Annotated in this window: 10 protein-coding genes; 4 read left to right on the top strand and 6 right to left on the bottom strand. The window is 67.8% G+C overall.

Going from position 1 to position 11827, the window contains the following annotated elements; genetic code table 11:
• Nucleotides 1-49: 49 nt before the first annotated feature.
• Entirely contained in the window at nucleotides 50-658 is a 609-nt protein-coding gene (coaE, locus tag OHA10_RS27795) for a dephospho-CoA kinase (RefSeq protein ID WP_371401697.1), read from the bottom strand.
• Nucleotides 659-691: 33 nt separating this feature from the next.
• On the opposite strand from coaE, the gene OHA10_RS27790 reads away from it, so the two are divergent.
• Entirely contained in the window at nucleotides 692-1339 is a 648-nt protein-coding gene (locus OHA10_RS27790) for a hypothetical protein (protein WP_371401696.1), read from the top strand.
• A gap of 105 nt (nucleotides 1340-1444) precedes the next feature.
• Here the strand turns inward: OHA10_RS27790 and rpsA are convergent, their stop codons facing one another.
• Together rpsA and OHA10_RS27780 are read right to left on the bottom strand one after the other, a co-directional pair.
• Nucleotides 1445-2923: a 30S ribosomal protein S1 gene (rpsA, locus tag OHA10_RS27785; RefSeq protein ID WP_371401695.1), complete on the bottom strand. Its 1479-nt coding sequence runs from the start codon at nucleotides 2921-2923 to the stop codon at nucleotides 1445-1447.
• A 251-nt stretch (nucleotides 2924-3174) separates the two neighbouring features.
• Nucleotides 3175-4062: a phosphotransferase family protein gene (locus tag OHA10_RS27780; RefSeq protein WP_371401694.1), complete on the bottom strand. Its 888-nt coding sequence runs from the start codon at nucleotides 4060-4062 to the stop codon at nucleotides 3175-3177.
• 24 nt (nucleotides 4063-4086) lie between these two features.
• On the opposite strand from OHA10_RS27780, the gene OHA10_RS27775 reads away from it, so the two are divergent.
• Complete coding sequence (locus OHA10_RS27775) at nucleotides 4087-4887, top strand: class I SAM-dependent methyltransferase (RefSeq protein WP_371401693.1); 801 nt, start codon at nucleotides 4087-4089, stop codon at nucleotides 4885-4887.
• The gene (locus OHA10_RS27770) at nucleotides 4884-5930 is read left to right on the top strand and encodes an acyltransferase family protein (protein ID WP_371401692.1); all 1047 of its coding nucleotides are present in this window, start codon (nucleotides 4884-4886) and stop codon (nucleotides 5928-5930) included. The genes OHA10_RS27775 and OHA10_RS27770 overlap by 4 nt, the downstream gene beginning before the upstream one ends.
• Here OHA10_RS27770 and OHA10_RS27765 read toward each other — a convergent pair.
• On the bottom strand, nucleotides 5828-8497 hold the full coding sequence (locus OHA10_RS27765; RefSeq protein ID WP_371401691.1) for an alpha-(1->3)-arabinofuranosyltransferase family protein: 2670 nt from the start codon (nucleotides 8495-8497) through the stop codon (nucleotides 5828-5830). The genes OHA10_RS27770 and OHA10_RS27765 overlap by 103 nt on opposite strands.
• 106 nt (nucleotides 8498-8603) lie before the next feature.
• On the opposite strand from OHA10_RS27765, the gene OHA10_RS27760 reads away from it, so the two are divergent.
• Nucleotides 8604-9854, top strand: a complete 1251-nt coding sequence (locus tag OHA10_RS27760) for a polysaccharide biosynthesis protein (RefSeq protein ID WP_371401690.1) — start codon at nucleotides 8604-8606, stop codon at nucleotides 9852-9854.
• Nucleotide 9855: 1 nt separating this feature from the next.
• Here the strand turns inward: OHA10_RS27760 and OHA10_RS27755 are convergent, their stop codons facing one another.
• The gene (locus OHA10_RS27755) at nucleotides 9856-10839 is read right to left on the bottom strand and encodes an ABC transporter permease (RefSeq protein ID WP_371401689.1); all 984 of its coding nucleotides are present in this window, start codon (nucleotides 10837-10839) and stop codon (nucleotides 9856-9858) included.
• Between the two features lie 3 nt (nucleotides 10840-10842).
• The gene (locus tag OHA10_RS27750; protein WP_371401688.1) at nucleotides 10843-11778 is read right to left on the bottom strand and encodes a carbohydrate ABC transporter permease; all 936 of its coding nucleotides are present in this window, start codon (nucleotides 11776-11778) and stop codon (nucleotides 10843-10845) included.
• Between the last annotated feature and the right edge of the window lie 49 nt (nucleotides 11779-11827).

The following is an 11827-nucleotide window of genomic DNA, read 5'->3' as shown; positions in this document are numbered from 1 at the left end:
ACAGATTCTCGTACAGCCGGTCAGGGATTCATCATTTACCGCGCGAGGGTCACCTTTTCGTGTCCGGACCGTGGCCTGTGAGTTGTTCCCACACCTGGTCGATCCGGTGGTCCAGGTCGGCCAGGCTGCCGGAGTTGTCGACCACCACGTCGGCGGCCGCCAGCCGGTCCTCCCGGGCCGCCTGGCTCGCGATCCGCTGTTTCGCTTCCGCGTCAGTCATGCCGCGCTGCGACGTCAGCCGGTCGACCTGCAACCCAACCGGTACGTCGACCACGAGAACGACGTCGAACTTGCCGGCCTGACCGGTCTCTACCAGCAGCGGGATGTCGTGTACGACGATCGCGTCGGCCGGCGCCTGGTGCTCGATCTCGGCGGCCCGGGCGCGGACCCGCGGATGGATGATCGCCTCCAGCTTCCGCCGTGCGGTCTCGTTGCCGAACACGATCTTGCCCAGCGCCGGCCGATCCAGGTCACCGTCGCCGGTCAGTACGCCGGGACCGAACGCGGCGACCACCTCGTCCAGCCCGTCGGTCCCGCGCGCGACCACCTCCCGAGCCAGTACATCGGAGTCGATCACCACCGCGCCCCGCTCGGCCAGCCGGGCCGACACCGCGCTCTTCCCGGCCCCGATCCCACCAGTCAGTCCCACTCTCAGCACCCCAGCAGCCTATCGGCGGGCCTAGCATGGCTTATGGGGTGGTGGCGACGGCGTCAGGACGCGCAGGAGCTGAGACACGTCCGGGTGATGGCCGAGGAGGACGCCGTCCAGTTCGGGGAGGAGCTGGCTCGGCTCGGTGAACTGCTGGAGGGTACGACGCTCGATGCGGAGACGCGGCACGACTACCAGACCGCTCTGGACGCGTACGAGACCGCCGAGCGGCTGGTGGATCGGCTCAGCTCGTTCGAGGCGATCAGTGCGATCGTCGACACCCTGACCGCGGGCCGCTACGCGCTGGCGTGCGTACGCGCCCGGGTCGCGGGCGATCCGCTGCCGGAACGCCGTACGCCGTGCTTCTTCAACCCGCAGCACGGTCCGGCCGCGCGGGACGTTGTCTGGACCCCACGCAGCGGCCCCACCCGGAAGGTGCCTGCGTGCGCCCAGGACGCGGCCCGAATCCAGGCGGGCGAAGACCCGCCGGTCCGCCTGGTCCGCTACGGCGAGCAGCAGGTCCCGGCCTGGGAAGCCGGCGCCCCGAACGAGCCCTACCGCATCGGCTTCTTCTCCGCCAGCGGCGCCCGAGCCCACGTAATGGAACTGAAAATGCGCCTCAAAGGCGAAGGCCGCGGCCAATGGGGCACCGACCTGGGCAAACCCCGCATCCGCCGCCCCTACGACTGAAACCAAAGAGAGAGGTAGTTGGGTGCCTGGCACCCAACTCTGAGAACGTACGAAGCCCCCGCATCCAAGGAGGATGCGGGGGCTTCGTGGGTACTACCTAGTTCATCAGCCCTGGCCGGTCAGCTTTTCGCGGAGGGCCTGGAGTGCCTCGTCGGAAGCGAGTGCGCCCTCTACGGGAGCGTCGTCCTTCGGGGCAGCGGCCGAGGAGTACGTCGATGCCTCGCCGGCCTCGACGTCCGCCGTCTTGGCGTCCTCGATCTGCTTCTTGTGGGCCTCCCAGCGCTGGTGGGCCTCGGCGTACTGCCGCTCCCACTCCTCACGCTGCGCGTCGAAGCCCTCGAGCCACTCGCCCGTCTCCGGGTCGAAGCCCTCGGGGTAGATGTAGTTGCCCTGGTCGTCGTACGTCGCCGTCATGCCGTAGAGCGTCGGGTCGAAGTCGTCCGAGACCGGGTCCACACCCTCGTTGGCCTGCTTGAGCGACAGCGAGATCCGGCGCCGCTCCAGGTCGATGTCGATGATCTTGACCATGACGTCGTCGTTGACCTGGACGACCTGCTCCGGGATCTCGACGTGCCGCTCCGCCAGCTCGGAGATGTGCACCAGACCTTCGATGCCCTCCTCCACGCGGACGAACGCACCGAACGGAACCAGCTTGGTGACCTTGCCGGGCACGATCTGGCCCATCTGGTGGGTCCGGGCGAACTGCTGCCACGGGTCTTCCTGGGTCGCCTTCAGCGACAGCGAGACACGCTCGCGGTCCATGTCGACGTCCAGCACCTCGACGGTGACCTCCTGGCCGACCTCGACGACCTCGGTCGGGTGGTCGATGTGCTTCCAGGACAGCTCCGAGACGTGCACCAGACCGTCGACGCCGCCGAGGTCCACGAACGCACCGAAGTTGACGATCGAGGAGACGACACCCTTGCGGATCTGGCCCTTCTGCAGCTGGGTGAGGAAGTTCATCCGCACCTCGGACTGCGTCTGCTCCAGCCACGCCCGGCGGGACAGGACCACGTTGTTGCGGTTCTTGTCCAGCTCGATGATCTTGGCCTCGATCTCCTGGCCGACGTACGGCTGGAGGTCGCGGACCCGGCGCATCTCGACGAGCGAGGCCGGCAGGAAGCCGCGGAGGCCGATGTCGAGGATGAGTCCACCCTTGACGACCTCGATGACGGTTCCGGTGACGACGCCGTCCTCTTCCTTGATCTTCTCGATCGTGCCCCAGGCCTTCTCGTACTGGGCGCGCTTCTTCGAGAGGATCAGGCGGCCTTCCTTGTCCTCCTTCTGGAGAACCAGGGCCTCGACGTGATCGCCGACGTTGACGACCTCGTTCGGGTCGACGTCGTGCTTGATCGACAGCTCGCGGGAGGGGATCACGCCTTCGGTCTTGTAACCGATGTCGAGCAGGACCTCGTCCCGGTCGACCTTGACGATGGTGCCCTCGACGATGTCGCCGTCGTTGAAGTACTTGATGGTCTGATCGATCGCCGCGAGGAAGTCTTCCTCCGACCCGATGTCATTGACCGCTACCTGCGGGGTGCTGCGAACTGCGGGGTCGAGGGGAGCCTCGATGCTGGCCGTCATGTGGTGGGTTGCTCCGTGGACTGGTGGTGTCGTGCGGTTGCGTCATGAACCTTTGGATCGCACCAAACCGCGGGATTGCCTGAAGACGACAGATTCACCACCGACTGCTGCGAGTCACGAGCCTGCTCGGTCCGAGGTCGCGCGGGCCCATAGCGCATCTGACAGAATACCGGTCTTCACGAAGGCAGCACAACCTGGGGCACCCGGTGCCTACCGAGCGCCTGCCGAGGTCTCTCCACATGCCATTGACCTCAGAGTACGACGTCCAGGTCCGGACGGCCCGCGGAGAGGTCTCCCGTGTCCGCCATTCGGAAGACCAGCCGGTGCGCCGCGGCGGCCACCCCGTGCTCCGCGGCACGGCCGGCGAGATCCAGCAGCGCCCACAGATCCGCCGCCCGGCCGAGATCGACGAAGCGATCGGAGCCGAGCAGGCCGCTCCCCCGCAGAACCTCGAGAACCGGCCGGGCCAGCACCGGATCCGTGCAGAACCGCAGCAGATTGCCCAGATCGGCGTACGGCGAGCCCGCGTGGGCGAACTCCCAGTCGATCAGCCCGGTGATCCGGACCGTCTCCGGGTCGACCAGCAGGTTCTTCGGGTTGAAGTCGCTGTGCACGAGACAGAACCGGTCGACGCCCTCGGCCAGCAGGTCCTCGGCGTCCATGAACACGCTCCCCAGGCCCTCGCGCTGCGCCGGCGTCAGGTCGAGATCCAGGCTGTCCAGGTACTGCTCGAGGTCCCCGCGCAGCGGTTCGATCCCGAGGTCCCCGTCGCGGAACAGCCCGAACGAGCGGAACGGCATCCCGCTCAGTCGCGCGAGCAGCTCCCCCAGTTGCTCCCCGACGTACCGCCGCTCGTCCTCCCCGGCCGTCGCCAGGTAGACCTCCAGGTTCACGCCGGGCAATCTCTCGGTCAGCAGGTACGGCGGATCGTCCGGCGAGCCCTCCCGCTTCACGTCGAGCACTCGCGGCACCGGAAGCAGTCCACGCACCAGCTGGAGCAGCGCCGCGTCCACAGCGGCCCGCCCGGGGTCCTTCACATACAGCTTCAGTACGGCGTCCTCGCCGCCCGCACTGACCGCGTAGGTCTGGCCCTGATAACCGCCTGGCAACGGAACAGCACTAGCGGCGAAGTCGCTCATGGTTTCGACACTAGAGTGTGCGGGGTGAACAGGCCGGTACGGGTGGAACTGACCGAGGTGGAGACCTCGCGGGCCAGTCGTACCTACTGGGACTCCGCAGCCGACGAGTACCTGCAGGAGCACGGCGACTTCCTCGGCGACGACCGGTTCATCTGGTCCCCCGAGGGTGTCGATGAGGAGTCCGCACAGCTGCTCGGTCCGGTCAAGGGCAGGCGGATCCTCGAGGTCGGCTGCGGTGCGGCCCAGTGCTCGCGATGGCTGGCCGGCCAGGGAGCCGATGTGGTTGCCTTCGACATCTCTCTAGAACAGCTCCGCATCGCCAAAGACCTCGATGCCCGGACCGGTACGTCGGTTCGCACGGTCGCCGCAGACGCAGTAGCGCTGCCGTACGCCGACAGCACCTTCGACATCGCCTGCTCAGCCTTCGGCGCGCTCCCCTTCGTCGCCGACGTCGGTACGGCGTTCCGCGAGCTCGAGCGCGTGCTAAGGCCAGGCGGCCTGCTGGTGTTCTCGGTAACCCACCCGTTCCGCTGGACGATGCCCGACGACCCGTCGCCGGCCGGTCTGCGCATCACTCACTCGTACTTCGACCGGACGCCGTACGTCGAGGTCGACGAGGCCGGTACGCCGGTCTACGCCGAGCACCACCGCACGACCGGTGACTGGATCCGCGAGCTGACCGGTGCCGGCTTCATCGTCGACGACCTGCTCGAGCCAGAGTGGCCGGCCGGACACGACCTGATCTGGGGCGGCTGGGGTCCCGAACGGGGACCGTACGTCCCCGGCACTGCCATCTGGACCGCACACAAGGCGCCGAGCGCATGACCCGATTCCCAGCGGTGGACGGGCTGCGAGCGATCGCTGCGCTCGCCGTGGTGACCGCACAGATCGGCCTGCAGACGCATGCGCCGCTCGCAGGTGTCGTGTCCCGGCTGGATGTCGGCTGGGCCGTCTTCTGCGCGATCTCCGGCTTCCTGCTCTACCGGCCGCACGTCGTCGCATGGTTCTCGGCCACCGATCCTCCGCTCACGCTGACCTACCTGCGCGGCCGGGCGCTGCGGATCCTCCCGGCGCTGCTGATCACCGTTGTGCTGTCGATCGTCTTCGTCCCACACCCGGCGACCACCTACCTCCGGTGGGCAGTGCTGACACCACTCCCCTTCTACTTACTCCTACCTGGCCTGGGCCGGCTGCTGACCGGTTACGAGCGACCGACTCGTCGCAGTGTCCGCTGGCGGCTACTCGTACTGGTCGCGCTGACCGTGCTCGGCCCGGTTTGGATGGCTGCGGTCACGGCAACCGATCACCCGGAGGCCGGTCTCTGGCTGCCCGGGTATCTCGGCTGGTTCGCCGTCGGCATGGGGCTGGCGCTCTGGCAGGTCGCCCGAGCCACAGGTCGTCTCGGCCCGTCAGTGCTCGACACCCTGACCAGAGTCCCCGGGACGCTCTGGGGAATCGCCGCTGCGCTCCTCCTGATCGCAGCCACCCCGCTCGCCGGTCCTTATGGCCACTCCGCTCCCACACCCGCCCAGGCCCTGCTCAAGAGCCTGCTCTACACAGCCGTCGTCGCCTGCGTCCTCTTCCCGATCCTGACGCCGTCCGCGAAGACAGTCCGCGTGCTGGGCAGTCGCCTGGCGCAGATCGGTGCACGACTCTCGTACGGTGTGGTGGTGTACGGGTTCGTCGTACTGGGCGTGATGCGTGGACCGTTCGCGGTACAGCTGCCGGTGACTCTGGTGAGCGCGGTCGTGCTGGCCGCCGCGAGTTACCGCCTGATCGAGCGGCCGGTCCTGCGTTTCGGGAAGAACACAGCGGTGAGCAGGACCGCCAGCAGCGTGACCAGTCCGAGCAGCAGCCCGGCACGGTAGCTCCGCGCCGGCATGAAGCTGGCCGTCACCACCTGCTCGGGTCCAGCCGGCAGGACCCATCCCTGCTGCCAGCCACCGATCCGGATCGGTGTCAGCTTCTGGCCGGTGCTGTCGTACGCCTCCCAGCCCTCGTTGTAGTTCTGCGCGACCGCCAGCACGGACTGGTCGTCCGCATCCGGCACCTCGACCGTCAGCTCCGACGGATTCGGACGCCACACATCGACGCCCTGCACTGGCGTCACAGACACGTCGCCGAATCCGGCCTTGACCAGCGTGGTCTCGATCGGCACGAGCCCACCGCCGGCGAGCAGCTCGACGCGGTGACTCCCGGACGTCAGCGCGACTGACGTCGCCCCGCACAGGCTGAACGGCACCGGCCGCCGCTGCAGCAGGTCCCGCATCGTCGCCACGACCTGTGTCCTCGCAGGGACGCCGTCGATGCGCACCGCCGGTCCGTTCCCGCAGTACGCCGGGATCCGGCGGTCCGGATCGATTGCCTTGCGCAGCTCGTCCGCACCGAGCACGACGACCTCTGTCACTCCGACCGGGCTGCGATGAGCGTCCTGCAACGGCTTCGTCGCGGTGAAGTCGATCTTGACGGTCTGCACGTGCCGCGCCGCGAACCGAACGTACCCGTCGGCGTCGACCGTGCCCCGGATCGGCACGCCGCCGTCGAAGTGCAGCATCACCTCGGCCGGTCGCGATCCGTCCAGATACGCATCGGACCGGAAGCGCAGCCCCTGCACATTCCTTGCTGCAGGCAACTTCAAGATCAGGCTCGGTTTCGGGTCATCGGGATCGGCCTGCCAACTCGTCCCGGGATCGCGGTCGACCGCTGCACCCGGCCGTCCCTCCGGCGCCGTGACCGCTCGCGAGGACGCCGTCGCAGTGATGGCACCCTGCACCGGCAACAGCCGTTCGAGCACGTCACCGTCCTTCGGCAGCGCCGTACCCCGCAGCTCGTACGACGCCGCCTGCGGCAACTGCACCGTCCGAGAGAGACCACGCGGTTCCTCCGTGGCCTGATCCGGGCCACACAACGCCCGTGCCCCGACATGTAGGCAGCCGGAGCGCCCGATCTGCGGGCTCCGCAGTACCACCGCACTCGGCTGCTCATCGGCCGGCCGGCTGACATCGGTCTCGATCAACGGCAGTCCGTCAATCTTGTTGTCCTCCCGGAGTACTGCGCCTCCACCCCCGCCGAGCGCAGTCACAACCGTCGGTACGTCGTCAGCCGTGCCGTCGACCGCCACGAGCCGGGACCGCGGGATCAGCCGGCCCGGAGTGGTCGCGCCGACGTCGTAGATCTCCACGCTCGGGTACGCGATACGGGTCCGGCCGGCGGGACCGAAGTACGCGACACGTCCGATGCCCGCGTCGGCCAGGCTCTCGTGGATCGCGAGGGTGTCCTCGAGGTCGTTCCGCACGACGACATACCGGACGCCGTCGCGGTTGAGCTCTTGCCGCAGCGTCTGGTCGCCGACACCGGAGTCGACGCGGCGCTTCACGTCATCCGTCAGCGCGGCCATCGGTCGCTTGACCAAGGCTGTGAGCGGTTCCGTCGTAGTGGACAGGAGCAGCACACTGCCCGGAGCGGACTGGTCGTCCAGCCACGACGCCGCTGCGTTCCAGTGCGCCGGGATCGCGGCGGACGCCCCGTCCGGTCGCAACAGGACCACCGGTGCGGCGGCAGCCACCGCCAGACACGCGACCGCCGCCGGTACGACGCGGCGACTGAGCCCCCGGGACACAGACAGATTGGCCAGGCGGCGCAGGTAGTGCGCTCCGGCGAGTGCGAGCGGCAGTCCGACAACCGCACCGACCACCGGCAACCAACGCGGGCCTGGCGGCGCAGCGCCGTACTGGAGCAGCAGGGCGATCGGCACCAGCCACCAGATCGACGCGGCCACCACAAACCCGAGCCAGCCCAGTGCGAGCTTCAGCTTCCTGTGGCTGACCATCCAGATCGCCGGTACGACGAGCGTCGCGGCGCCCGCGACCGGGTCTGCGCCACCGATCAGTGCGAACGCCAGTGCCGACCAGCTGGCACGCCACCACCCGGAGCGGGCGCGGGGTGAGACGAGGGGCAGCAGGATCCACGGAGCCATGGCCATCGGCCACACCTCGATCGGGAACTCACCGAACACCCGGGGTACGAGCGCGTAGAGCAGTGCGACTGCGAAACGGGTCCACGGCACGCCGTACTCGAGGACGTTGCAGAGCTTCCAGATACCGAGGAAGGCGACGCACAGGACCAGCGACCACCACAGGCGCTGAGTGATCCAGTCCGGTACCGACAGCGCGTCCAGCAGCCAGTGGAACGGCCCGATCGGCAGGAGGTAGCCGAAGGCGTCGCTCTGCACCTGGCCGAAGGCCGTGTGCGGATCCCACAAGTGCAGAGCTCGCGAGAGGAACCGGCCGGGCGCAGCGGTCAGCTCGATCTTGGTGTCCGCGAGGATCTTGCCCGGCGCCTGCTGGAAGCACACGGCCACGAGAGCCAGGCAGCCCAGCACGAGCCGCGCTCGCCAGACCACCTGCTCCGAACTGCCTGCTGTCAGCCTCCCCACCGGCGGGACATTAACGGATCCGGCGGCTTCCGGACGGCATCGTTGCCGTACCGTGAGGTCGGCAATATCACTCACCGAACCACCCCACCGATCGAGGCAGCAGAGAATGACGTCGGGCACCACCCAACCCCAGGCGCCCCGCAGTGCCTTCCTGCGCAGCGCCACCGTGGTCGCCGTCGCGATGGCCATCATGAACGTGGCCGCCTACGGGTTCACACTGATCGCCTCCCGGCGGCTGATGCCGGAGCAGTTCGGAGCGATCACCGCCCTGCTGGGTCTGCTGCTGATCGGCAACGTCGCCTCACTCGGTCTGCAAGCCGCCGGCGCTCGCCAGCTCGCCACGCACACCGGCGACGGCGCTGCCGCGCTGGCCGACGCGATGCTGCACGCGGGCCGTCGGTCCGCCCTGGGACTCACCGCGCTCTGCCTGGTACTGACGCCGCTGTTCATGTGGCTGCTCCACATCGACTCGGTCGTCGCGATCCTGCTGCTCGCCCCGACGCTGGGCAGCCTGACGCTGATGGGCTCGCAGCTCGGCGTACTGCAGGGCAGCAAGCGCTGGACTGAGCTGGCCGCGGTCTACTTCTCGACCGGCGTCGGCCGGCTGGTGCTCGGCGGCGGTGCACTGCTCATCCACCCGTCGCTCGACTGGGCCATGGCCGGTCTCGCGCTCGGCGCCGCCGTACCGGCCGCGCTGGGTCAATTCTTCCTCCGCGGATCCAGTGGCTCGACCAGCCAGCAGGTCAAGACCGTACTGCGGGAGTCGGTGCACGGCACGCACACGCTGCTCGCGTTCTTCGCGCTCGCGAACGCGGATGTGCTTTTCGCCCGCGCCCTGCTCGACGAGAAGGACAGCGGGTACTACGCGGCCGGTCTGATCATCGCGAAGGCCTGTCTGTTCCTGCCGCAGTTCGTCATCGTGCTCGTGTTCCCGTCGCTGGCCAACTCTCCCGGTGACACGGTCCGGCTGCGGCGAGCGATCATGGCCGTCGCGGGCCTGGGTGTCTGCGCGGTCGTCGGTACGTTGATCCTGCCCGGCATCGTCGTCGAGGTCATTGGCGGCAAGGAGAAGTACGCGCCACTCGGCCCGTACACCTGGATGTTCGCAGTCGCCGGCTCCGCGTACGCCGTCCTCCAGCTCGTCGTGTACGCCGCAATCGCGCAACAGGAGAAGCGCGCCGCACTGGCGATCTGGATCGGCCTCGTCGTACTCGCGGCGGCGGCAGGGATCGTGCTCGGCACCGGCATCGCCACCGGCCTGAACGGCGTGAAGGTGCTGGTCGCGATGACCAGCACCTGCGCGCTCCTGCTGTCGGCCGTCCTCGCGACCGGACTGCATCGCCAGGCCAGCGACTAGCTCACCACAGGCTGGACTTGGCGAACCGCCGGGCAAAGGTGTTCGCCAGCACGAGTAACACCAATCCGATCACCGATCTGAACAGTCCGATCGCCGTCGCATAACTGAACTGCGGCACCGCCGACGCCAGACCGATCTTGTAGACGTAGGTGTCGATCACCTCCGCGACGTCGAGGTTCAGGCTGTTCTGCATCAGCAGCACCTTCTCGAACCCGACGGACAGGATCCGGCCGATGTCCAGGATCAGCAGGATCACCGCGACCGGCACGATCGCCGGCAGGTCGATATGCCACATCCGCCGCAACCGCGACGCCCCGTCCACGATCGCCGCCTCGTGCAGCTCCGGCGGCACGCTGGTCAGCGCGGCCAGGTAGATGATCGCGGCGAACCCCATCGTCTGCCACGCGCCGGACCACACGTAGAGGTGCCGGAACATCCCGGAGTCGCCCATCAGGTTGGCCGGACCGAATCCGAACAGACCGATGAACTTGTTGGTCACTCCGGTGTTCGGGCTGGTCAGGACGACGAGCAGACCCACCACGACCACGGTGGAGATGAAGTGCGGCGCGTAGGTGATCAGCTGCGACGCACGGCTGAACCATTTCTTCCGCACGGTGTTCAGGCAGAGCGCGAGGATGATCGGCAACGGGAACGTCGCCACCAGTTCGTAGACGTGCAGGTACACGGTGTTCTTGATCAGCCGCCAGAACTGGTACGACTCCACGAACCGGTCGAAGTACTTCATCCCGGCCCACGGGCTGCCCCAGATCCCCTGCACCACGTTGTAGTCCTTGAACGCGATGATCACGCCGTACATCGGCCAGTAGGCGAAGATCGCCAGCCAGAGCAGCGGCAACGCCAGCATCGCGTACAGCTGCCAGTTGCGGCGCATCCGCAGCCCCAGGCCGACCGCGTTCTTCGCGCTCCGGGTCCGCTTGTGGGTAGCGGACCGGACGGTCGAGCGAGCTTCTGTCGAGGTCGCCATCGGCTATCCCTTCAAGGAGCCGACCATGGCTCCCTTGACGAAGTGCTTCTGCACGAACGGGTAGACCAGCAGCGGCGGGATCATCCCGATCACGATCAACGAGTACTTCAGCTGCTGCTGCAACTCCTGCATCTGCAGCAGCTTGCTGGTGTCCTGCATCTGGGACGGGTCGACCTTCGACTGGATCAGGATCTGCCGCAGCACCACCTGCAGCGGGAACAGGTGCTCGTTGGTCAGGTAGATCAGCGCGTTGAAGAACGAGTTCCACTGCCCGACCGCGTAGAACAGCAGGTTCACCGCGATGATCGGCTTGCTCAGCGGCAGCACCACCCGCCAGAAGAAGCTGAAGTCGCTGCAGCCGTCCACCTTCCCGGCCTCGACCAGCTCCTCGGGGATCGTCACCATGAAGTAGGTCCGGGTGATGATCACGTTCCAGACCGCCAGCGCGGTCGGCAGGATGATCGCCCAGCGCGTGTTCAGCAGCCCGAGCTGGTCGACCACCAGGTACGTCGGGATCAGGCCGCCGTTGAACATCATCGTGAACACGAACGCGCCCATGATGATCCCCTTGCCCGGCAGGCCCTTCCGCGACAGCGGGTACGCCGCCAGGAGCGTCAGGACCGTGGCCACCAGCGCCCCGGCGACCGCGTAGTACACCGAGTTCCCGAAGCTGCTGACGATCGCCTTGTAGTCGAAGATCGCCCGGTAGGCGTCCAGCGTGAACCCGACCGGCCACAGCCAGACCTCGCCGGCCGACACCTTCCTGGTGTTGCTGACCGAGGCGCTGAGGACGTAGACCAGCGGGTACAGGATCGCCAGGCAGAAGAGACCGAGCGCGGTGTAGATGCAGGCCATCGCGATCTTGTCGCCGCGGGTGTCCTGGATCGACGCCCCGACCGCCGGCCGCGTCTCGTCCGGCGGCAATGTTCCGGCGCTCATCGACGTCCTCGCTTCGCTCCGGGCGCCGATGAGACACGAGACGCACTGT

It is taken from the genome of Kribbella sp. NBC_00662, assembly GCF_041430295.1.
Lineage (GTDB): Bacteria > Actinomycetota > Actinomycetes > Propionibacteriales > Kribbellaceae > Kribbella.
The sequence above is the reverse complement of the archived record's forward strand: the minus strand, read 5'-3'. Positions and strand labels throughout refer to the sequence as shown.

What these genes read in the sequence shown, in the direction of transcription:
- OHA10_RS27750 (WP_371401688.1), bottom strand. Translation starts at nt 11,778, where the DNA reads ATGAGCGCCGGAACATTGCCGCCGGACGAGACGCGGCCGGCGGTCGGG.
- OHA10_RS27770 (WP_371401692.1), top strand. Translation starts at nt 4,884, where the DNA reads ATGACCCGATTCCCAGCGGTGGACGGGCTGCGAGCGATCGCTGCGCTC.
- OHA10_RS27790 (WP_371401696.1), top strand. Translation starts at nt 692, where the DNA reads ATGGGGTGGTGGCGACGGCGTCAGGACGCGCAGGAGCTGAGACACGTC.
- OHA10_RS27760 (WP_371401690.1), top strand. Translation starts at nt 8,604, where the DNA reads ATGACGTCGGGCACCACCCAACCCCAGGCGCCCCGCAGTGCCTTCCTG.
- OHA10_RS27755 (WP_371401689.1), bottom strand. Translation starts at nt 10,839, where the DNA reads ATGGCGACCTCGACAGAAGCTCGCTCGACCGTCCGGTCCGCTACCCAC.
- rpsA (WP_371401695.1), bottom strand. Translation starts at nt 2,923, where the DNA reads ATGACGGCCAGCATCGAGGCTCCCCTCGACCCCGCAGTTCGCAGCACC.
- OHA10_RS27780 (WP_371401694.1), bottom strand. Translation starts at nt 4,062, where the DNA reads ATGAGCGACTTCGCCGCTAGTGCTGTTCCGTTGCCAGGCGGTTATCAG.